Source organism: Streptomyces sp. NPDC021019 (assembly GCF_044333295.1).
Classification (GTDB): domain Bacteria; phylum Actinomycetota; class Actinomycetes; order Streptomycetales; family Streptomycetaceae; genus Streptomyces.
Genome location: NZ_JBIRQR010000004.1, coordinates 106,369 through 128,893, shown reverse-complemented (window position 1 = coordinate 128,893; position 22,525 = coordinate 106,369). Strand labels below are relative to the sequence as shown.

At 71.3% G+C, this 22,525-nt stretch carries 18 protein-coding genes; 17 read left to right on the top strand and 1 reads right to left on the bottom strand.

Annotated features, from left to right (window positions below; translation table 11 throughout):
- Positions 1-81: 81 nt before the first annotated feature.
- From ACH4RG_RS23070 to ACH4RG_RS23045, 6 genes are all read left to right on the top strand, one after another.
- On the top strand, positions 82-420 hold the full coding sequence (locus ACH4RG_RS23070; RefSeq protein WP_398540104.1) for a DUF1360 domain-containing protein: 339 nt from the start codon (positions 82-84) through the stop codon (positions 418-420).
- Positions 420-2,144 carry a hypothetical protein gene (locus tag ACH4RG_RS23065; protein ID WP_398540103.1) on the top strand — a complete coding sequence of 575 codons (1,725 nt, stop codon included), beginning with the start codon at positions 420-422 and terminating at the stop codon, positions 2,142-2,144. Before ACH4RG_RS23070 ends, ACH4RG_RS23065 begins: the two co-directional genes overlap by 1 nt.
- Complete coding sequence (locus tag ACH4RG_RS23060; protein ID WP_398540102.1) at positions 2,141-2,392, top strand: hypothetical protein; 252 nt, start codon at positions 2,141-2,143, stop codon at positions 2,390-2,392. Before ACH4RG_RS23065 ends, ACH4RG_RS23060 begins: the two co-directional genes overlap by 4 nt.
- Positions 2,385-6,521, top strand: a complete 4,137-nt coding sequence (locus ACH4RG_RS23055) for a phage minor head protein (protein ID WP_398540101.1) — start codon at positions 2,385-2,387, stop codon at positions 6,519-6,521. Before ACH4RG_RS23060 ends, ACH4RG_RS23055 begins: the two co-directional genes overlap by 8 nt.
- Positions 6,521-6,706, top strand: coding sequence for a hypothetical protein (locus ACH4RG_RS23050; protein WP_398540100.1), 186 nt, complete (start codon positions 6,521-6,523; stop codon positions 6,704-6,706). The genes ACH4RG_RS23055 and ACH4RG_RS23050 overlap by 1 nt, the downstream gene beginning before the upstream one ends.
- Positions 6,707-7,038: 332 nt before the next feature.
- Entirely contained in the window at positions 7,039-8,676 is a 1,638-nt protein-coding gene (locus ACH4RG_RS23045) for a major capsid protein (protein WP_398540099.1), read from the top strand.
- Between the two features lie 60 nt (positions 8,677-8,736).
- On the opposite strand, the gene ACH4RG_RS23040 is transcribed toward ACH4RG_RS23045, so the two are convergent.
- Positions 8,737-9,348 carry an HNH endonuclease signature motif containing protein gene (locus tag ACH4RG_RS23040; RefSeq protein WP_398540098.1) on the bottom strand — a complete coding sequence of 204 codons (612 nt, stop codon included), beginning with the start codon at positions 9,346-9,348 and terminating at the stop codon, positions 8,737-8,739.
- A 211-nt stretch (positions 9,349-9,559) separates the two neighbouring features.
- Between ACH4RG_RS23040 and ACH4RG_RS23035 the strand changes: the two genes are divergently transcribed.
- From ACH4RG_RS23035 to ACH4RG_RS22985, 11 genes are all read left to right on the top strand, one after another.
- The gene (locus ACH4RG_RS23035) at positions 9,560-10,303 is read left to right on the top strand and encodes a cupin (protein WP_398540097.1); all 744 of its coding nucleotides are present in this window, start codon (positions 9,560-9,562) and stop codon (positions 10,301-10,303) included.
- Between the two features lie 11 nt (positions 10,304-10,314).
- Positions 10,315-10,950, top strand: a complete 636-nt coding sequence (locus tag ACH4RG_RS23030) for a hypothetical protein (protein WP_398540096.1) — start codon at positions 10,315-10,317, stop codon at positions 10,948-10,950.
- Position 10,951: 1 nt separating this feature from the next.
- Positions 10,952-14,680 carry a hypothetical protein gene (locus ACH4RG_RS23025; RefSeq protein ID WP_398540095.1) on the top strand — a complete coding sequence of 1,243 codons (3,729 nt, stop codon included), beginning with the start codon at positions 10,952-10,954 and terminating at the stop codon, positions 14,678-14,680.
- 44 nt (positions 14,681-14,724) lie between these two features.
- Positions 14,725-16,071 carry a hypothetical protein gene (locus ACH4RG_RS23020; RefSeq protein ID WP_398540094.1) on the top strand — a complete coding sequence of 449 codons (1,347 nt, stop codon included), beginning with the start codon at positions 14,725-14,727 and terminating at the stop codon, positions 16,069-16,071.
- 29 nt (positions 16,072-16,100) lie between these two features.
- Positions 16,101-16,649 (top strand): hypothetical protein, encoded by a 549-nt coding sequence (locus ACH4RG_RS23015; RefSeq protein WP_398540093.1) that lies wholly within the window; start codon positions 16,101-16,103, stop codon positions 16,647-16,649.
- 116 nt (positions 16,650-16,765) lie between these two features.
- Positions 16,766-19,564 carry a hypothetical protein gene (locus ACH4RG_RS23010; RefSeq protein WP_398540092.1) on the top strand — a complete coding sequence of 933 codons (2,799 nt, stop codon included), beginning with the start codon at positions 16,766-16,768 and terminating at the stop codon, positions 19,562-19,564.
- A 7-nt stretch (positions 19,565-19,571) separates the two neighbouring features.
- On the top strand, positions 19,572-19,793 hold the full coding sequence (locus ACH4RG_RS23005) for a hypothetical protein (RefSeq protein ID WP_398540091.1): 222 nt from the start codon (positions 19,572-19,574) through the stop codon (positions 19,791-19,793).
- A gap of 150 nt (positions 19,794-19,943) precedes the next feature.
- Positions 19,944-20,618 carry a hypothetical protein gene (locus ACH4RG_RS23000; protein WP_398540090.1) on the top strand — a complete coding sequence of 225 codons (675 nt, stop codon included), beginning with the start codon at positions 19,944-19,946 and terminating at the stop codon, positions 20,616-20,618.
- 68 nt (positions 20,619-20,686) lie between these two features.
- Positions 20,687-21,493, top strand: coding sequence for a hypothetical protein (locus tag ACH4RG_RS22995; RefSeq protein ID WP_398540089.1), 807 nt, complete (start codon positions 20,687-20,689; stop codon positions 21,491-21,493).
- Complete coding sequence (locus ACH4RG_RS22990; protein ID WP_398540088.1) at positions 21,484-22,083, top strand: hypothetical protein; 600 nt, start codon at positions 21,484-21,486, stop codon at positions 22,081-22,083. Before ACH4RG_RS22995 ends, ACH4RG_RS22990 begins: the two co-directional genes overlap by 10 nt.
- A 22-nt stretch (positions 22,084-22,105) precedes the next feature.
- A complete protein-coding gene (locus ACH4RG_RS22985; RefSeq protein WP_398540087.1) occupies positions 22,106-22,483 on the top strand; it encodes a hypothetical protein in 378 nt (125 codons plus the stop codon).
- Positions 22,484-22,525 lie beyond the last annotated feature (42 nt).

Here is a 22,525-nt window from a genome sequence, read left to right as displayed (position 1 = left end):
TCCACGGGGACACCCCCCGGGAGTGGCCTATCATGCTCCGCTGACCACCAGCGGATGATCTCCACTCCCGGGGGACACACCATGATCAGCCTCGCCGTTCTCGTCCTCCTCGCCGCTGCCGGCTACCGAGGAACCCAGCTCCTCGTCCACGACTCGCTCCTCGACCCCCTCCGTGACCGGCTCATCGGCTGGCACGAAAAGCGCCTCGACTCCACCCTGCGCACCGCCGTGGTGACGCTGATCTCCTGCGTCTACTGCACCGGCTGGTGGGTGTCCGGCGGGTTCCTCCTCGCCTGGCTCCTCGCGACCGACAGCTGGCATAGCGCCCCCCTCTTGGTCCACGGCATCGAGTGGTTCGCCGTCGCCGGTGGCGCCGTCCTCCTCAACCGGTGGGACGACTCCCGCACGGACGGCCACTGATGGCCCCCCGCACGCTCACCGCCGCCGCCTCCCGGTACGTCACCCGCCGCATCCGTGGCAGGGAGGCCACCGTCGACCAGGGGTGGCAGACGCGCGCCTGGGAGATGTACGACTCCACCCCCGAAGTGCGCTTCGCCGCGAACTGGCTGGCCAACGCCATGTCCGGGCTCACCCTCTTCGCCGGACGCCGCGGCGAAGACGGCACGATCGAACCGGCCCCGCCCGGCCACCGCGCCGCCGAGCTGGTCGCAGGAATCGCCGGAGGCCCCGACGGCCAGGCGCAGCTCCTCGCCGACTTCGGCCCCCATCTCCTCGTTCCCGGTGAGGCGTGGATCGTCATCCGGCCGACCGTCAAGGAGCGCGTGATCGTCGGGGAGAGCTGGCACGTCCTGTCCGTCAAGGAAGTCACGACCCGGGGCGCCAAGATGACCGCGGAGATCGACGGCGCTGAGGTCGAGATCCCGCCCTACGACGAGGAGAACCCCGACGATTCCGCGCCGGTCGCGATCCGCGTATGGGAGTCGCACCCCGCCCGACAGATCGAGGCGGACAGTCCGGTCCGCGCGTCCATCCAGCTCTTGGAGGAGCTCCAGCTCCTTAACGCCGCGGTGGCCGCCATCGCCCGCTCACGTCTTACCGGCCGGGGCATCCTCCTTGTCCCCAAGGGGACCCGTTTCCCCGGCACCCCCGTGGACGGCGACGGCGAGGACGACTTGATCGACGTCCTGATGACCGTCGCTGCGACCGCGTACAAGGACCCGGAGTCAGCAGCGGCGACGGTGCCGATCATCCTGGAGGTGCCGGCAGAGGCGATCGGGGACATCAAGCGCCTCACCTTCGAATCCGACTTTGACGAGCTCGCGCTGAAACTCCGCGACGAGGCGATCCGGCGCTTCGCCAACGGCCTCGACGTCCCCGCGGAGATCCTCCTCGGGATGGGCGGCATCAACCACTGGGGCGTCTGGGCCCTGTCCCAGGAGGCCATCCGTCTGGGCGTCGAGCCGCGCGGTGCGACCGTCTGCCACGCCCTCACCACCCAGTGGCTCCGCCCGATCCTCGAAGACGAGGACGACCCCGACGCCGACGAGTGGCTGGTCTGGTACGACAGCAGCGGCCTCCGCGTCCGCACCAACCGCAGCGAGACCGCGCTCAAGGTGTTCGAGGCCGGAGGGATCTCCGCGAAGGCGCTGCGCCGCGAGACCGGGTTCGACGAGTCCGACGCCCCCACCGGGGAGGAAGCCGCCGCCGACGAGGACGACACCCCGGAAGGCGACGACCTGCCGGCAGACGAGACGAACAGCGAACCGGAGCAGACCCCCGACGCCCAGCCCTCCGCGACCGCCGCGGCCGTGACCGCCGTGGCGCTGGGGGAGGGACTCCTCGCCGCAGCCGACGGCCTGATCTGGGCGGCCCTCACCACCGCCGGAAAGCGGCTGCTGAACTCCCCGGCCTGCCCGCGCTCACAGCGCTCCCAGTGGACCAGCACCGACCCCGCCCGCCTCCACACCCTGCTCCCCGTCGACGCCGCCCAGGTCGAGCAGCGGCGGCTCCTCGATGACGCCTGGTCCCGCACCCCGGAGATCGCCGGACGGTACGGCCTCGACCCGGACTGCCTGACCGCGACCCTCGACGACTACACCCGGGCCCTCATCGCCGCAGGCATCGACCACGAGTACGCGCTCGTGGAGAAGGTCGTCGCGTCCTGCGTCGGAGCGCCGGCATGACCACCCCCCGCGAGCAGCGCCCCGCCCCGGCCCCGGCGGCGGTGCGCCCTCCGTGGACGGACCTTGTCCTGCAGCACGGCCCGGTGCGGCCCGGCTGGTGCCCGGAGTGCAAGGCGGAGACCCGCATCACGACCGACCTGCTGCTCCTGGCCCCCGAAGGCGTCTCGCACGTCGGGACCTGGACGTGGTGCGAGGTCTGCGACGACCCGGACCACCCGCTCCCCATGCGAAGGATCCCCCGTGGCTGACCGCGACGCCCAGTTCGACCAGGCCGAAGAGACGTTCACGGAGGCCGTCGCCGCGGCGCTGGACCAGGTCGCCGACGAGTTCGCCGCGGCCGTCGACGGTGCGACTGAGCTGGTCGCCGCGCGGTTCTCCGTCGGCCGGATCGCCCGGATGTGGGGCAGCCGCGTGTCGGGGCTCGTGTCCCGGCTGCTGGGGAACGCCGAGACCGCAGCCGAAGCGGCGGCGGAGGACGTCGGCGCGGAGCTCCCCGACGGATTCGAGGACCTGCCCGGCCGGTACGAGGCCGGCAGGGACCTCCCGCCCACCATCGGGGAGTACGTCGAGACGACCGAGCACCTCCTCAACGCGGTCGGCGACCGGCTCGCTGAGGTGGCCCGCCAGGAGCTTGCAACGGGCCTGGACGCCGGTGAGGACATCGAGCAGCTCCGGACCCGCCTCCGTGACGCGTTCACCCGCGAGGGGGCACAGCTGGGCCCCGGCCGGGAGAGCAACGTCTCCCAGACGGAGGCGACCCGGGCATGGAACACCGGCACCCTCGCGGCCGGGCAGGCGCTCACCGGGCCGGACCGGCCGCTCGTCAAGCAGTGGCTGACCCGCAACGACAGCCGGGTCCGGGCCGACCACGCCCGTGTGAACGGACAGCTCCAGCTCCTCGATGAGCCGTTCACGGTGGGCGGGGTGCAGATGTCCGCCCCGGGCGACCCGACCGCGCCCCCGGCGCAGGTCTGTCAGTGCCGGTGCCGCCTGGCATTGGCCACCGCCGACCGGTCCGCCGCCTCCGATCCGCAGGAGCGCCCGCCGTCAGGATTTTCAGATGCAAGGGAGAGCCGTGTGACGACCCCTGAATCGGTGACCGCCGCAGCCGCCCATACCGGGGCGATGATCGCCCTGATGCCCACCGACGCCGACGCGGAGCGCCTCGCGCTCTCCGTCCCCGGGGCGGAGCCGCCGGGCGAACTCCACCTCACCCTCTACTACTTGGGGGAAGGCGCGGACTGGTCGGAGGAGCAGCGGGCAGAGCTGATCGACGGTGTCCGCACCCACGCCCTGGAACACGGTCTCGCCGACGACGTCGTGCACGGGCGGGCGTTCGGCGCGAACCAGTGGAACGCGGACGGCGACTCCCCGTGCTGGGTGTGGTCGGTCGGTGACGACCCTGAGCGCCCCCAGCACGCCCCAACCCTGGAGTCCGCCCGCTACGCCGCTACCTACGCCCTGGAGGACCGCCACGGGCCGGACATCCCCTCACAGCACACCCCTCACGCCGCTCATATCTGCGCGGTCTACACGGGCGAAGCGTGGCCGCTGGAGGAGCTGAACGCCCGCCTGGGCCCCCTCACGTTCGATCGCATCCGGGTGGCGTTCGCGGGTGAGCACACGGATATCCCGCTCGGTGGGGCGGCGGTCACCTCGACGGCGAGCATCTGGGTAGGCGGCGCAGACGTGTGGGACCATGGCGGCCATGACACGGATCGCAACCCAGGTGCCCGTTCTGCCGGAACTGGCGGCTCGCATCGTCGCAACGGCGAGCCCTCAGCCGAACGGATGTCGCCTGTCCGCCCTGACGCCGTCGAAGAGTCGGGCGTGGGTGTGGATGCCTACGGGCAAGACAGGGCGCCAGGTGGCCGCGCCCCGGGTGGTGGCAGCAGTGAAGTTCGGGCGGCCGATCGAGCCGAACGAGGACGTGCACCACACGTGCCACACGCCCCGCTGCGTGGAGGAGACCCACCTCAGCCCGCTCCCGCACACGGAGCACGGAGAGCACCACACGGACGAGCAGACACAGACGGAGTGCTCAGTCCATCAGCGTCCGTACGACTACCGCGAACCGGGCAGGGGCTGGGGGGTGTGCCTGGAGTGCCGGCGGAAGGCCGTGCGCAAGTGGGCGGAACAGAACCCGGAGAAGCTGCGCAACCGGCAGTACAGCGACGAGACCAAGGCGAAGCGCCGGGCGGCCGACCGAGAGCGCCGCGCGACGCCGGAGTACAAGGCCAAGGCGGCGGCGCGGCAGCGCGACCGGCGAGCCCGGCTGAAATCCGACACGGAGAAGCAACCCGACAGTTGACGGCCCGTGGTGGCCGTCCGCAGGAGGCCCCCATGGACAGCGACACCACCGAGGAGCGGACAGCGGCCGGCATGGACGCCCGCCCCTGGTCCACCCCCGGCAACACCGCGCTCGCCTTCGAAAACACCGAGACGGGCGACGGCCGTGTCTTCGCCGCGGGCGCCTTGTACTGGGCCGGTGCCGGACCCTGGCCGCTCCAGTACGCCGACGAGATGCTCATGGGGCACGAGGGCGCGGAGCTCGCCGGAGGCATCCACGCCCTTGACCGCCAGGACGACCGCATCACCGGCGGCGGAGTGCTGTACCCGTCCCTCCCGGCGGGGGCCGACGCCCTGATGCTCCTGGAGGAAAAGGCCGCCCTCGGCGTCAGCGTCGACCTCGACGACGTCAGCGTCGAGTTCCTTGACCGCACCAGCGCGGAGGGCGACGACGAAGGCGAGATCCTGCTCCTCGCGTCGCTGCCGGCAGCATCGCTGATGCGCCTGGATGACGGCTCCTGGTCGCTGACCATGGCGACCGCCGCCGAGTGGACCGCGTCCGGGGCGTCCCTCTCCCGGACCGCGCGGGTCGCGCAGCTCATCACCGGGCCGGGCGGGACCGTCACCGCCGCCGCTGTCCACGCCGCGCTCGGCCAGACCGGGACGCTCACCGCCGCCGCCGGAGACGCAGACGACCCCGACGCCGGGACGGTCGTCCACCGGGAGAGCAGCGGCGACCTCCTGATGCGGATCACCCGGGCCCGGCTGCGCGGTGCGACGCTCGTCGCCATGCCCGCGTACGACCAGGCCCGCATCGTCCTCGACGGAGTCGACCCCGACGACCCCGGTGAGCCGGAGGACCTCGACGACGACGACATGTGGGCCGCCGCCGGGCCGTCGAAGAACCACCTGCGCGTCGTCGCGTACGTCAAGACCTCCCCGGTCGCGGTCGGGGCCCGCGACGTCGCCCGCGCCCTCGGGATGCGGATGGAGGCCGCACGCGGACACCTGGGGCGTGCGGCGAAGGCCGGCAGGGTCGTCCGCCTGTCGCGCGGCCTGTACGTCGGGCCGACCGTGACCGGCACCGAGACGATCGCCGCGTCCGACGACGTCGACCTGACCGGCATGGAGGAGCTGGAGGCTTCCGCCTGGGACGCCATGCAGTCGCTCCCCCCGATGCCGGCAGCGTGGTTCGTGGAGCCGACCGCGGAGGAGCTCCCCCCGGGGTCCGGCGGAGTGCACTACGCCAACGGCCGGGTCTACGGGTGGGTGGCACAGGCCGGGGTGCCCCACGCCGGACACCCGGGCAAGAAGATCACCATTGAGCGGCTTGCCAGGGAGGGCCTGGACTACAGCCACTTCCTCCGGACGGAGTTCGAGCTCGACGACGGCAGCCGCGTCAAGGCCGGTGCGATGACGATGAACGTCGGGCACGACAAGGACGGTGCCCAGTGCAACGACGCCGTCTGTCAGTTCGATAACAGTGGCACGGTCGGCGCGATCGTGACGGTCGGCATGAGCAAGGGGGGCCTGTGGTTCTCCGGTGCCGGCGCACCGTGGCTGTCCACCTGGGACCGGAACGTCTTCAAGGCGTGTCAGCCCTCGTACCACTTGAAGGGCCGACGCGGTGGCGGCTGGGAGCTGCGCGCCGTCCTCGACGTCCCGGTGCCCGGTCACTCCTCGCCGCTCGTCGCCGCGGTGATCGAGCGGTCGAACCTCGCCCTGGCCGCGTCCTCCGCCATCCGGACGGCATCCGGAGACCGTCCGGACGTCGGCCCGGACGACGCGGGACAAGTCGCAGACACCGCCGTTGACCAGCGCGGACACCGTCCGGACGCCGTCCCGGATAACCGTCCGGACGCCGTCCCGGCCGAGACGGTCGCCGCTGCGCTCCTCGCCGACGGCGCGTTCATCGGCGACCTCGCCGCGGCGATCGTCACCGCCCAGGAGGAAGGCGCCGCCCGCCGCGCGGAGGCCGCCGCCCTCGCGCAGACCGTCGCCGAACAGACACAGACCACGCCGCGCGACGAGGTCGAGCGCCTCGCCGCATCCGTATACGCCACCACCACCACGGGAGGGGAAGCCTGATGGGCTGCGCCTGCAACCAGCGGAAAAAGAAGTTCGAGGTCGTGCTCGACGGCGGGAAAGTCGTGTTCGAGCACCCCATCAAGTCGACGGCCGACACCGTCGCCCGGCGGTACCCGGGCAGCACCGTCCGGGAGCAGGCTCCGGCCACCGTCACGGCCAGGACACCGACGGCCAAGACGATCTAACCTGCCCTCACACCGACACCACGGAGGCCGTCATGGGCTGCAATTGCTCCGACAGCACCAAGCAGGCCGCGCCCACTCCGGCCGCACCGAGATACACAGTCGTTTCGGCCGGACGGGTCATTGGCAATCCCACGAGCGACAAGGCCCACGCCGACACGATCGCCGCACGGTGGCCTGACAGCAGCGTCCGGGAGCTGCCGGCAGGCAACCCGGCGACCTAGTCCCGAACGGCGTCCACGCTGGTGGCGCTAGACGTCTGGCTATGCTGGCATCTAGCGCCGCTGGTTCTGGGCCGGGCTCCCATCTCGATCACCTGATGGAGAGCTGCCCCCATGGCCGAGCCGTTCGAGTTCCCCGAGGACATCACCCCCCTCGACGACACACAGCTGTCTGACCTGCTGGACGCTGCGGTCTCCGCGTTCGAGGCCCGGTCAACGAGCACCAGCATCACCCCCCAGGGCATCGAGACGCTCCGCGCCCTCGCGGGGAACATCGAGCAGATCCGCACCGAGCAGGCCGCTCGCGTCACCGCGGCGACCGAAGCCGCTGCGGAGATCGACGCCCTCGCCGCGCAGGTACGCGGTGGCGACCCGGCCGCGCCGGAGGCCCCGGTCGAGGAGACCACCGAGGAGACGACTGCGGCCGTCGAGCCGGCACCGGAACCCGCACCCGTGGCCCCGGCCGCGACGGCCTCCGTGACGGCCCGGCCCGCCCTGAACCTGTCCGGCGTCCGCCGCCGGCAGCCGTCCGTCCTGCCGGAGCCGCCCGCCCCGCACACCACGATCACCGCGGCGGTCGACGTCCCGGGTTACTCCCCGGGGCAGCCGCTGGAGTTCGACTCGATCACGGCGGGCATCATCTCCCGCGCCAACGCCTTGAAGACCGCGGGCGGTGGCGTGGGCCAGGTCATCAGCTACCGGCACCCGTACCCGAAGGACATGATCGTCACCGACTCCTCGTCGGCGCCGGAGGGGACCAGCGTCGCGATGCACGCCGCGTCGCAGCGTCGCCTCCCGCAGGGCGACCTCGTCGCGTCCGGCGGTTGGTGCGCGCCTTCCGAGACGGTCTACGAGATCACCGACGTGGCCTGTGCCGACATGCTGTGGGACGCCCCGGAGGTCCAGCTCGCCCGCGGAGGGTTGAGGTACTACAAGACGCCGTCGCTCGACGTGGCGGCCCTGACGTGGGTCCACACGGAGGCCGACGACATCGCGGGCAACACCAAGCCCTGCTTTAAGATTCCGTGCCCCGACCCGGTCGAGGCCCGCTGTGACGCGGTCGGTGTCTGCCTGGAGTCCGGCATCCTGACGCAGAGGCACTTCCCGGAGCTCACCTCCTGGTACCTCCGCAACGCGATGGTCGCCCACGAGATCCGCCTCCGCACCGTCCTCTTCGCCCAGGCCGCCGCCGCGGCGACCCCGGTCACGATCCTCGGCACGTTCGGCGCCCTGGCCCCGGTCTTCGCGGCGGTCGCGTTGCAGTCGGCCGACATGATCGAGCGTCACAGCCTCTGTGACTCGATCAGCCTCGAAGTGGTCTTCCCCTGGTGGTCGCGGAACCTTTTCCTCGCGGACATCGCCCGGCGCAACGGGGTCAGCGTCGACGAGGTCACCACCGCCGACGTGCAGGCCGTGTTCAGCCCCCTCGGCGTCCGCATCCAGTGGGCGCGGAACCTGGCCCCCGCCGTGCCGACCGACATCGGCGCAGCGACCCCCGCAACCGACTGGCCCGCCACGGTCAACTTCCTCATCTACCCGGCCGGTCAGCTCCAGATCGGACGCGGCGAGGAGGTCAACCTCGGCGTAATCCACGACAGTTCGAAGTTCGTCACGAACGACTACACGGCCCTCTTCAGCGAGGAATGCGTGACGCTCATCGACCGGTCGATCGACACCCGGTACGTCACCGTCCCCGTCTGCCCCTCCGGCGAGACCGGGGCCCAGACATTGCTGACGTGTCCAGCGGCGTAGCACGCACAGCAGTGGCGGGCTCCGTGACCTGAACACGGAGCCCGCCACTGCCGCCGGCAGTCAGAGCTTCCGGCGGCTGCTCCTGTCATTGGCGATCGGGATGGAAGGGAAGGTGTCGCCGTGCTTCCTGAATCGGGTGTAATGCGGGTCACACAGCCCGTTCGTCTTGTTGCGCCTCTCACACCCGGCGACCGAACACGTCGGGCTGTAGTCCGGCCCCCACTTCGCGTTCCTCGGCTTCACCGCGTTGTCGCCGTTGGGGACGGCGACCAGGTGGGCCGGGTTGCAGCAGCGCCGATGTTGGCAGGTCGGTCCGCCGCTGCACGTCCTCGGGTCGTGGCACCGGTGATCCAGCACGTACCCGCTCGCGCCGTCCGGGACTTCTCCGTGATGACGCCGGTACGCCTCGCGGTGCGCCCGCTCGTCGAGCTGGTCCGCCTTTCGGTACCGGCCGTATCCCTGCTGATCCGTGGGGCCGCTCCACGGGTGGCACGCCTCATCGCCTCCGCTCCGGTCGACCAGCTCCGCGAAGTCGACCCCCGCGTACTGGACGATCACGTTCTCCCGAAGGGGGTCGCCGTGGCGCTGCCACCGGCTGTAGTGCATGGAACACCAACCGCGGCAGAAACACCGCTTGTCGCATCCGTTGATCGAGCACGTACGCTCGGTCATGGCCGTACTCCTTCTGAGTCAAGGGGTGTCGGTCCGGGTCGGCGGCGTGTGCTGCGCCGTCGGCCCTCCTACCTGCATGAACGCGCCGCGGTTATGTCCGGTTCCGTACAGGTAGGGGTGAACTGACGTGCCGTCCCCAGGACTTCGGCGCAGCGTCGAGGCAATTCCAGGTGTCCCTCTGCCCCACGGGATCCTTGGTGCCTGCTCCACGGTGAGCGACGTCACCGACCCGCACGACCTGCTCGGCGTCGAGTGGCTTGCCCTCGGCTGTGACCCCGTGCGGGATACCGACTGGTGCCCGCCAGGTGACCCGCCCCCGGTCGTGCCGGCGAAGCAGTTCGACCGCCCGCAGATCGAGGAGGCGGCCCCGCTGACTGTCTACGCCGGGGCGGAGTGCTCGGCCCCGGGCTGGACGTACGAGGAGGCCGTCGACCACGCCCTGGCCACCCTGGCGCTGGGAGAACAGGCCGGGGTCGAAGCGGCGTTCATGCGTCAGTTCCTCGCCCCGAACGCCGACGACCTCACCCCGGAGGAGGGGCCGGTCAGCGTCGCACAGGGCGTCGCCGCCCTGGAGGGCTGTCTCGGCGAGCGGTACGGCGGTATCGGCACCCTGCACGTCCCGACCGGGGCGGCGGCGCTCCTCGGCTGCTGCAACATCGTCCACGAGGACCCGGCCACCGGGGCGCTCCGCACCCTCACCGGCAACTGTGTGGTGATCGGTGCCGGGTATAGCGCGCTGAACATCGGCCCGGACGGTCTGCCGGCAGAGCCCGGGACAGCGTGGCTGTACGCCACCGGGCCGCTCGTGATCCGCCGTGGCCCGGTCGACGTCATCCCCGACCGGAACGCCTCCGTCAACATCCGCACCAACGACCGCCGTGTCCTCGCCGAGCGGACCTACGTCGTGGGCACCACCTGCGCCGTGTGCGCCATCAACGTGACGGTCTGCCCGTGAGGAGCGACGACGTGAGCCTCATCCATGTCCAGCCCGCGCCCGCGCGCCGCCAGGCGTTCGCCCAGTGGGGCGTCGCCCAGGACCCGAAGGTGCGGACCTCGTCCGCCGAGACCTTCGCCGTCGACGCCGCGCTGTTCGCCGTCGCCCCGGAAGCGCTCCTGATCGGCTCCCTCGTCGACGGACGCCCGTACGTGTCCCCGACGGAGGGCACCCCTCCGGCGCGGCTCCTCGACTGCGGGACCTGCTTCGAGGAGGACGGGCAGGAGGTCCACCCCCATCCCGAGTGCACGGAGGGCTTGGTCCTGGCGGGGGAGGCCGGGCCTGAAACGGTCGCGCTGCTCCCGCCCGGTACGGACCTTCTCGGCGTCGCGACCGCTGAGGGCCTGGACGCGACCGTGGACGGCCTGCTGGAAGCGACCCCGGGCGACGTCCTCCCGGACGTCCCGCAGTCCGCGTACGGGCCGGACAGCGTCACTCTCGACCCGGTGCCGGAGGAAGCCGCCGCCGGGGGCAGCGACTCAAGCGACCAGAGCACCGAGGACACCCCGCCGGCAGACGGCTACGTGTGCGACGTCTGCCCGCGCGCCTTCCCGACCGAGCGAGGCCGGGACACCCACCGCCGCATGGCGCACCACGAGGAGAGCTGACATGCCGGTCCAGCCACTACCTGACTGCGGCTCAGGCTCCGGCGGTGACGCGGTCGACGTCGAACAGACTTTGCTCTGTGACGTGCTGCCCAACGGCGACATCGTCGGCTCCGCCCTCGCTGTGTACGAGTACGACAGCGAGGGCACTCCGGTCGGGGCCCCCGTCTTCGTCGACCCCGTCACCGGGCTGCCGTACGTCGCGCAGGGCGTCTTGCAGCCGTGCGGCGACACCATCAGCCACGCGGTGGAGATCCTGTGTGACGTCAACGAGGCTGACGGGTCCGCCGTCCAGTTCGAGCGGGTCAAGACGATCGGCCCTGCCGGCACGATCCTGTCCACCGCGGACTTCGGCCTGGACGGCGCCCCCTATACGACGCTGAACACGGTCCAGGTCTGTGACCCGTACTCGAACTGCACCCCGGAGTCCAACCAGGACCTGGGGGCGGAGTGCGGACCGGGTGAGCCGGTCGTGCAACAGACGCTGTTGGATGACGTCTCCGCTCCACTGGCCAACTCCGTCTTCAACGACGACGCCACGGCCGACCCGCTGTGCGGCGGCACCTGGGACCGTCCGGCGAGCGCGCTCCCGCCCGGCTTCCCCGTCGCGGAGACGTTCCGGAACACGACCTTCGACCAGCCCGGCCCGGTCGTCACCGGAGACCCGGCAGACCTGCCGTTCCTGACCGCGGGCGCACCTACGAACGACGGCGATGGCGCGGGCTGGCTGCGGCTGGCGGACGGGCGCGGCGGGTCAAACGGCATCTGGCAGGTGCCTCAGGCGTTCTCGACCAGCGAGGGCATGAACGCCGCCGTCACGATGGCGAGCCACGACGGCACCACGCCCGGTGGCGACGGCCAGTATTTCGTGTTCACCGATGGGGCGGCCGGCACCCAGGCCACACCTATCGGCGGGTTCGGCAACCTCGGTCTGAACAACTGGACCGGTGGCGTCTTCGCGATCGTCCTGGACGAGTACGGGCAGTCCTGTACGTGTGGCCAGGCGCTCCCCTCCGACCCGAACCCGGGGCCGTGTGGGTTCTGCTCCAACACGATCAGCATCCAGCGCGCGGGCGCGTCCCGCGTCGGTGCGTCCTGTGCCTGCTGCACCGTGGCGTCCGCCCCCCTGGCTCCCAAGAACATCAACCAGACGACGCGGTCCCAGCCGCTGCGCCTGCTGACGTCGGTGATCTCCGAAGGCGGGCAGACGTTCGTGTCCGCGTCGGTCGACTGGAACGACGGCAACGGGCCGATCCAGTATTTCGACCGGGTCGACATCACCGCGTGCATCACGGTTCCGCCGACCCTGCGCATGGGCCTGTCGATGAACTCCGGCGGCGCGTTCCAGGCGATCAAGGAGGCCAGGGACGCGGTCGCCCGCCCGGCCGGTGTGTCCAACTGGCGGGCGTTCCCGATCGCCCTGGACCCGATCCCGGCCTGTGTGACGCTGGTCAACGTCAGCGCTTCCGTGGACGTCACACCCAACGACGACGGGTCGCAGACCGCAGGCAACGGCGAGCCAGAGCTGTACTTCTGGCTGGTCGACACGGCGTCGGGCGCTGTGCTGGACCGGGACCAGTACAGCATCATCCCGAGCCAGCTCGGCCAGGTGCAGACCCTGAGCGTTGCGGTGTCGGTGCCTCCGGCCGATGTGCCGAACCTGCGGCTGTACGTCGGCGCGGAGAGCCGTGACGACAGCGGTGAGTACGACTCGACGTGGGAGAACCTGACCGTCGACGCCACCGGTGCCGGCTGCCCGGCCACCGCGCGGCGCACGCTGGAGATTTCGGCGCGCTGCCCGATCCCCGTCACGATCGTGGGCGGCGGAGGTGGTGACGGGGGCGGCGGTGGCACGACGATCGTCAACACCCCCAGCACGTTCGAGGACGTAGCGATCTGCGCCACGGTCGGCGGTGTACCGCAGACCGCGTTCCGCCGTGAGCTGCGCACCCCGGACGGCGGGATCGAGGTGACGTTCCTCGGCGTCAACGGGCTCCCGATCACCCCTGATGGCGGATGGACCCCCGGGCCGTGCGCGCAGCAGACGGGCCAGACTCTCGGCCCGGTCTGCTACTCCCTCGGCGGTCCCGACCTCAGCCAGTCGGGGTTCATGACCCTGGACGAGAACGGCGACCCCGTCCTGTACGACCTGTCGGGCGAGGTCGTCCCCGCCGGCACGTACACGATCGTCGTCTGTCCGGAGCTCACCCAGCAGTCGCACGTGCTGTGCGACGCGGGCAACGCCGGTCACCAGTTCCTGCGCTGGTACGTCGACAGCCCGATCCTCGGGGTGAGCGACGCGCAGTGGGACTTCGAGCTGGACGGGAGCACCCCCTACGTTCCGGTGGGCCCGGTCGAGGCGTGTGGCGCCACGGACCCGATCGACCGCGAGGTGGTGTGCTGGACGCAGACCAGCACCGGCGACGAGATCCACACCGGCACCATCCGCCACGACGACTCGCTGCCCGCGCCCGGGTGGATTCTGTTCGACCAGCACCAGATCCCGGTGAGCCCTGCTGAGCCTGGCCTGACGTTCGTCCCGTGCGGGGGGACCGTTGTCACCGCGGACACCGAGCTGGTCGAGCTGTGCGACGACAACGGGACCTTCGTCCGCCGCCTCACCTTCGACGCGACGGGCGCGCTGCTCTCCAGCGCCGACCTGACTCTGGCCGGGGCCCCGTACGTGCCCGTCGGGGCGGTGACCTACGGGTGCACGACCCCGGACGCGACCGCGCAGATCATCGCGTCGTGCGAGGACGTCGGGTCGGAGCAGTTCACCACCGGCCCGAACCTCCTCACCAACGGGGACTTCGAGCAGTCCTCAGGGCTGGCCCTTAGCTCAGTCGCCGGTCCCGGGTGGACGACCAGCTACGCCCCTTGTGGACCGAACCTGTTCGCGGCCCCGTGCGGTGCGAGCACGTGGGCGTTCTTCAGCACGAACGCCGGGCAGGTCACGGGCGGCAACGCGACCGGTGCGCAGATCGAGGCGCTCGGCGCCCGCTCGATGGCGGTCAACGTCGGCCCCAACACGGCCATCCCGATCATCGAGTGGCAGAACGTCTTCCTGGAGAACGGGAAGGCGTACGAGCTGATGGCCGACGCGGCCGTGATCATCGCCCCGTACGACGTCGCGGTGAAGATCGGCGGCCCGGCTGCGCCCGGTGGCCTGTTCCCCCTCACCACGCCGCCCACGGGGAACTGGGGGCAGACCGACGCCACGTTCGTCTACACCGGGGCGACGGGGTACACGTCGGTCGGCCTGTACTCCAACAGCGGTGTGGCCGGGGGCAACGACCTCGCGTTCGACAACTTCAGCCTCCACACGGTCACGACCGAGCAGGACGAGGTCCTGACCCCGGTCGTCTATGCCGGCACGCAGCGGGCCGTCATCGACCAGGTTGTGGAGACGACCGGATGCAACGACGACCGGCGGGACCGGCTCCTCGGCAGCATCGCGGACGCTTCCGCCCCGCGGCCTGCGGCGACGCTCGACTCGACGGCGCAGCGGCAGACGAACGCCGGGACGGTGACGATCGCGAGCGGCGCCCGGTCGGTGACGCTCACCGTTCTCACGGGGCCGGTGACGGTGAACCTCGGCCAGGGCGTGACGACGATCCCGACCGGGGTCACGCTGACCTGGTCGGTCGACGGCCCCGGGGAGACCCTCGCGGAGGCGTTCGCCTTCACCGGGGTCGCCGGGTCGGACTTCCTCGTCATCAGCACCCGGCAGTGACGGGCCCTTCGGGCATGGAACCCACCGCACCTAGGAGCGCCTGAATGGCCACGTCCGGCTCGTACACCCCGGCAGCGATCCCGGAGTGCCCGTACGCCCCGCGTATGACCCGTGCCGCCGCCCTCGCGCTGAGGGCGGCGGGCGGGCTGCGGGAGAACTGCGTCGTCGTCCTGCACACGGACACCCCGACGATCGGCACGGCGGGCAACACCAGCGCGACCGAGATCGAGCTCAACCCGGTCGGCCCGTCCGAGTTCGGCGCGACGGCCCGGGTGCGTACGAGCTTCGCCGCCTCCGCCTGGGCCGGCACGTACGACATCGACCTGGGCGCGGCTGGTTCCATCACGCGCCTGACGGACGATTGGGGCAACACCGTCGAGGACGTCGACGCAGACGCCCCGACCGTGCACGGTCAGTTCCCCTGGCACGCCGGGTCAGCGACGATCCGGGACAACCGGATCAACGACGTCGCCCTGCCGAACTGGGGGGCGCTGACGGGCGCGGAGACGATCGCGGACAACCGGATCATCGGCGGCACCGTCGACCTCGGGGGCACCGGGACCGTCCTGATCCAGTCGTGCGAGCTGCACAACGTCAACATCATCAAGTCGGGTGCCACGAACCTTGTGCTGTCCCGGTCGGAGGTCCGGGGGGTGACGGCCTGGACCCTGGCCGGTGCGGGTGGCACGGTCACGGTCCTGGACTGCGATATCCGGGTGACCCTCATTACCCGCGACCCGGCGACGACTTCCCCGCTGTTCATCTCCGGGTCGACGCTCAACGGGTCTCAGCTCGTCCAGGACGCCGGGGCGGTCGGTGCCGGAACGCTCTCCGTCGGGGGCGGGTCGGTGCTGGCGCAGGCGTCGCTGCGGCAGGTCGGCCCGGGGGCCATCGGCGTCATCGGGAGCAGCCTCATCGGCAACGGCGGCTTCATGATCAGCAACCTGGCCGGCACGACCCGAGCCCTGTCCATCAACAACTGCCTGGTGCAGGGCTTCATCCGGCAGGAGCGCACCAACGGCACGACGATCGACACGGTCTCGAACTCGCAGATCCTCGGGCAGCAGTCCGCGCTCGTCCTCACCGGGGCGGCCGGGGCGGCCGGGGGCCTCACCCCCGTGCAGCGCTGCTCCGTCCTCAACGGGTCGGTCGTCACGATCACCGACCCGGCCGCGTCCGGGGTCTTCGACGGGTCGCACGTCGACTCGCAGTCCACGGTGAACATCCAGGCCGGTGGGTCCTTCGTGCGCTCCAGGGCCGGGGCGCAGGCGACGGTGAACACCGGGGCGTTCCTGGTCCAGTCCTCCATCGTGGACGGCCAGTTCACCAAGACCGCCACCGCGGTCAACAGCAACCGGCTCGCCAACAAGGGCTTCGACGACTGGGTGTAGGCCTGCCCCTCTACCGGATAGGACGAGCTATGGCACTGCACGATTCCGAGGCGCTCCACATCGAGGCGGCCACGGCGACCGAGTCGCTGCCCGACCCGATCACGGTCCCGCAGCGCACTCACGTCCTGGTGAACACTGGGGCGGCCACGGTGGTCTGGTCGTCGGTCGGCGCGACACCGTTCACCAACGGTGGCGGCGCCGCCGTGGCAACCCTGTCCGTGGCCCCGGGGAACAGCATTCAGGTCCAGTCCGACGGTGCCCGGTGGGTCGTGAAGTCCCCGGTGGCGGTCGCCCGCCGCACCTTCGCCGGTACAGGGATCTCGGATGCGTCGGGGAACGTCACGTTCACCTTCACCCCGCCCTTCCCGGTGGCACCGGTGGTGACGCACGCCGTGCAGACGGCGATCACGGACGTCACCGAGTGCCGGGTCTCCGCGCTGTCGGCGTCGTCGGTGACGTTCAACGTGCGCCGGTCCCCGGCTGTCGTGATCCTCGGGCTGTCGGTCCTCCAGGTCCCGATCCCCGCAGCTGGGGTCACCGTCCACTGCGACGCCACCCTCGCCGGTCAGGGCGTGTGACACACGGGCCCCGTGCTGGGGCCCGCGGCTATGCTGGCGGGGCGCTGCTGGTTCTGGGCCGGGCCTTCCCCACGAGTCGCCTCACGCGGTCTCGTCCCGGTGTGAAGGAACGGCCCATGGCCCCCTGCTGCCGCACGCCCTGCTCTTGCCTGATCAACGCCGGTACCGGGGTCACCGTGACCGGGGACGGCCAGGTCGGCACTCCCTTCGTCATCAGCGCGACCGGTGGCGACGTACTGCCCGTCGTCACCGCCCCGGATACCAACTCGGTCGACCAGACGGTGACCGGTACGGGGGCACCCGCGACCCCGTACGTCATCACCTCGAACGTGAAGCTGGACGCGACGCCCCCGGGCGGAGGCACCAACCTGATCGGTGTCGGGCCGGAGGGTCTGTACGTCGAGTGTGCGCAGGTGCGGGGCTGCATCTCTGCCGGCGACGGGCTGGACTACAGCCCGGCCACGGGGGTGATGACGGCCCAGATCTCGGCCGTGGCGGGGAACACCACGAGCATCGCCGCTGATGGCGGGCTGTACACCCCGGCTGGGTCCACGGTCGTGCAGCCGCTCGATACCCCGACGATCGATGCGACGGTCACCGGCACCGGGGCCCCGGCGACTCCGTACGTCGTCAGCGCCGCGGTGCGCCTCGACGCGACGCCCCCGGGCGGCGGCACCAACTTGATCGGCAGCAACGCCGACGGGCTGTACGTCGAGTGCGCCGGAGTCCGTGGCTGCATCTCGGCCGGTGACGGCCTGGACTACGACCCGGCGACGGGGGTGATGGAAGCCCAGATCTCCGTAGCGGCCGGGAACATCATCAGCATCGGCCCGGACGGCGGGCTCCTCTCCACCGGAGGGACCGGCCTCACGGCCCCGGACACGGCCACCGTCGACCAGACGCTGACGGGTAACGGGTCCGGTGCGACGCCGTACGTCCTCACGTCCAACGTCAAGGTCGACGCCACGCCCCCCGGCGGCGGCACCAACCTCATCGGCGTCGGGCCCGACGGGCTGTACGTCGAGTGCGCCCAGGTGCGTGGCTGCATCTCGGCCGGTGACGGGCTGGACTACGACCCGGCCACCGGTGTGATGGAGGTGCAGCTGTCGACGGACCCGACGAACACGGCCACGATCGCCCCTGACGGCGGGGTCCTCGTGCCGGCCGGGGCGAGCACGGTCGTGCAGCCGCTCGATACGCCGACGATCGACGCCACGATCACCGGCACGGGCGCCCCGGCCACGCCGTACGTGGTGTCGGCGGCGGTGCGCCTGGACGCGACGCCTCCGGGCGGCGGGACGAACCTGATCGGCTCCGGCCCTGACGGGCTGTACGTCGAGTGCGCGCAGGTGCGGACCTGCATCTCGGCCGGTGACGGCCTGGACTATGACCCGGCCACCGGGGTGATGGAAGCCCAGCTGTCCACCGACCCGGCGAACACCCTCACGATCGCCCCTGACGGTGGGCTCCTCGTGCCGGCCGGAGCGAGCACGGTAGTGCAGCCGCTCGACACCCCGACGATCGACACCACGGTTACCGGGACCGGCGCCCCCGCCACCCCGTATGTCGTGTCCTCCGCCGTGCGCCTGGACGCGACGCCCCCGGGCGGAGGCACCAACCTGATCGGCTCCGGCGCCGACGGGCTGTACGTCGAGTGCGCCGGAGTCCGTGGCTGCATCTCGGCCGGTGACGGTCTCGACTACGACCCGGCAACGGGCGTGATGGAGCTGCAGCTGTCGACGGACCCGGCCAACACGGCGACGATCGCCCCTGACGGCGGGCTCCTCGTCGGGAGCGGCGCGGCCACGGTGGTGCAGCCGCTCGATACGCCGACCATCGACGCGACGGTCACCGGCACGGGCGCCCCGGCCACGCCGTACGTGGTGTCGGCGGCGGTGCGCCTCGACGCGACGCCCCCGGGCGGCGGGACCAACCTCATCAACGCCGGGCCTGACGGGCTGTACCTGGAGTGCGCCCAGGTGCGCGGCTGCATCTCGGCGGGTGACGGTCTCGACTACGACCCGGTCACGGGTGTGATGGAGGCGCAGATCTCGGCGGACGCCGGGAACACGACGATCATCGGCACGGACGGAGGTCTGTACACGCCGACGGCTGCGGTGGTGGTGCAGCCGCTCGACACCCCGACGATCGACTCCACGGTCACCGGCACCGGGGCCCCGGCTACGCCGTACGTGGTGTCCTCCGCCGTGCGCCTGGACGCGACGCCTCCGGGCGGTGGCGCCAACCTCATCGGCTCGGGCGCCGACGGGCTGTACGTCGAGCTGGTCACCGGGTGCGGTCTCGAAGGGACCGGGGCGGTCGGCGACCCGCTGATCGTGGCGCCTGCGGCCGGGCAGGAGGCTTGGCCCTGGGCGTGTGACGTCGTCGCGGAGTCGGGTACGAAGTGTGACCCGGCCACGGGGCAGATCTGGTCCCCGCCGGAGCACTACTCCGCGATGGACCACATCTACGTGGACCACTTCGTCGGAGGGATCGCTGACCCGATCACCGCGACCGGCGGGTGGACGATCATCGACCCGACGGCGAACCAGCAGTTCAACATCCCGCCGAACTTCATCGGGAACAACTGCCGGCGGTGGGGCTACGAGATCACCGCCACGGGCACGTTCGACATCACGCACACCCCGGATGCCGTGTTCCAGCTCGGCTATGTCGTCCAGCAGGACGCGGTGCCGCTCCAGGTGCGTCCCGGCTGGGGGCTGCTGACGGCCCGTGGTGGTGTGGCTCGCCGCGTCGTCCGGAACATCACCGCCAACGAAACGCTGTGGGACATCCTCCCCACGGTCGGATCCTTCACCGTGATGTACCCCGCCATCAACGTGGTGTCGGGGTCCGTGACGATCGCCTCGTGGGTCACCGACGCCACGATCGACACCCAGACCAACCAGGGATAGGAGTGCCATGGAACGCCGCTACTACGCCAACCCGACGAACACCACGGTGATGCGGTCCAGGGGGCTGCTGCCGCCGCCGGAGGAGTTCCGGGAGATCACCGCCGCCGAGTACGAGGAGATCCGCGGGGAGCCGGAGCACCCGGTGGTGCGGACCCTCGCGGAGGTGCGCGCGGAGCAGGCCGGTAAGCCGTCGGGCAGCACGGCCAGGACGAAGGCGAAGGGCAAGTAACGCCCCTGGTGGGGGCCCCCGGTCCGACCCGGTTCGGGGGCCGCCTACTGGCTATGCTGGGGGGAGCCGCTGGTTCTGGGCCGGGCCGACCAACTTTCGTTGGAGGGCCCGATGGGCTGCCCCCTGATTGCGAACGCGGACATCGTCCGTGTGACTCGCCTGGACGGCTGTGGTCGCCCGCTCTGCGGCGACGACAGCGGGTTCGTTTTCGACTGCTTCGCGTCCCTCGCCATGAACCCGGTGATCGAGGACGGCGAGGACGTTTCCTACAAGGCTGCGAATGGCCGGCAGTGTGGCTTCAAGCGCGGCTGCCCGACGTTCAACGGGTACGACGTCGAGCTCAACTTCTTCAGCGTCAGCCCGGAGTTCATCGAGGTCACGACCGGCAACCCGGTCGTCTTCGGGTACGACGGGACGCCGATCGGTCATGACGACTGCTCGGTGGCCTGTGACACCGGCTTCGCCCTGGAGCTCTGGGCGGAGGTCCTGAGCGAGGACGCCTGTGACATCGAGGGCGCCGCCGCCGGATCGTGGATCTACTTCCTGATCCCCTGGATCACGAACGGGCTCCTCGGCGACATGGAGATCGGGGCGGAGGCCGTCACGCTCCAGCTCACCGGGGCGAGCCGCGCCGGAGGCGGGTGGGGCACCGGCCCGTACGACGTGATGCCGACGAACGCTCAGGGGACGCCGGGGCCGCTCCTCACGCCGCTGGGCGGGACGTGCCACCGCCGGACGTTCGTGACGACGACTCCGCCGCCTGAGCCGGTCTGCACGTACACGCCGGTCGGCGAGGACTGCGTGACCCCGGTCCCGGTGCCCTGACCCGCTGTGCCCGACGAGGAGGGCCGCCCCGCGCGGCCCTCCTCCGCTCATGACGACTGGAGCCGCTGATGCCCATCCAAGTGGGCCCGTGTGACCCGTGGGGGCCGCTGGAGCTGTGCTGTGACGTCCCGGACGGTGTCGAGGAGGCGGAGGTCGTCCGCTGGTCTGCTGTGGCGTCAGAGATCCTCTGGGCGCTCTCGGGGCGGCGGTGGGGTCCGTGCCCGGTGACGGTCCGCCCGTGCCGGAAGAAGTGCGCCGACAGCGGGTTCTACAGCTTCCAGGCCGGTGCCGGCACGGGGCCGTGGATCCCGTACATCGGGGCCGACGGGGTGTGGAGGAACGCCTCTGCGTGCGGGTGCCGTACGGACTGCTCGTGTACGGAGCTGTGCGAGGTGTACCTCCCGGGCCCGGTCTATGACGTCGTGTCCGTCGACGTCGGCGGTGTCGTACTGCCGGAGGCCAGTTACCGGGTCGACGCCCCCGGCAACCTGGTGCGCCTCGATGGCGACTGCTGGCCGGAGTGTCAGGACATGGCGGCCCCGACCGGCGCCGAGGACACGTTCACCGTGACGTACCGGTGGGGGCTGCCCCTGTCGCCCGGTGCGCTCGCGGCGGCGGCAGAGCTCACGTGCCACTACCTCAAGGGGTGCAGCCCGGGGGCGTGCGGGTGCCGGGCGGCAAAGAACCTAACTCGGCTTGTGCGGCAGGGAGTTGAGATCGAGATGCCTGACCCGTCGGTGGTGTACGCGGAGGGGCGGACCGGGCTGCCCCTCGCCGACGCCTGGCTGTCCGCGGTGAACCCGTACGGGATGAGCAGCGCCTCGCGGGTCTACTCGCCCGACTACCGGAGGCCGAGGGTGCAGCTGTGGCCCTGAGACCAGAAGCGATCCACGACCTGACGTCGCAGGTCCTCGGGTGCGTGTGCGCTGCGCTCGTCGACGCGTCGGCGCAGATCCCCGGTCAGCCGGGCTGTCCGTGCCGGGCCTGTGTGATCCCCGGGCTCGCGGCGTGGGACTCGTGCGAGGACCCGTGCGGTACCCCTGCCGGCCAGGACAGCGGGCAGCTCACCGTGTCGGTCGCCCGGATCTACTCCGCGACGCTGGAGTCCTTCCCGGCGGAGGCCCGGACCGTGTTCGGAGTGAAGGGCTGCACGCCTCCGCCGTTCACCGCGGTGGAGCTGGTCATCACGCTGCTCCGCTGCGCGCCGACGCCGAACGACGACGGGTGTCCGCCGTCGTGCGAGGACCTGGAGGCGGCTGCTCGCCGTCTGCACGTCGACATGGTCACCGTCTACAACGCGCTGCTCTGCTGCCTGCCCGGTACGGACCCGGTCCGGCCGCGCGGCCGTCGCTTCCTGCTGGGGCAGCAGAAGGTCCTCGGTCCGGAGGGCGGTTGCGTCGGGCTGGAGCAGCGGGCGACCGTGGCCCTGGCGGGCTGCGGGTGCCCGGAAGAGGTGGCCCCGTGAAGGGCCTGGAGAGGGGTGTGCGATGCCTGTTGAGGTGAGGATCGATCCGGGGCGTATCGCCCGGTCGCTGCGCCTCCGTAACGGGGTGGTGGCCCGGCGTCTCGCGACGCGGACGGAGCGCACCGCCCGGATCGCGGAGCGGGAGGCCCCGGGGAGCATGGGCAACTTCGTGTCGTGGAAGGTGGTCGACGGGCCGCGCGGCCTCCAGGGCGTCATCGTCTGCGACCACCCCGCGACGAGGTTCGTCCTCGACGGCACCCGGCCGCACGTCATCCGGCCGCGCCGTAAGAAGGTGCTGCGGTTCGTCATCGACGGGGACGTGATCTTCGCGGCGAAGGTGAACCACCCGGGCACCAGGGCCAACGACTTCTTGGGCCGTGCCCTGCGCATGGGCGCCTGAATGCGACGGTGCCCCCGGCCTGCTGGCCGGGGGCACCATCGT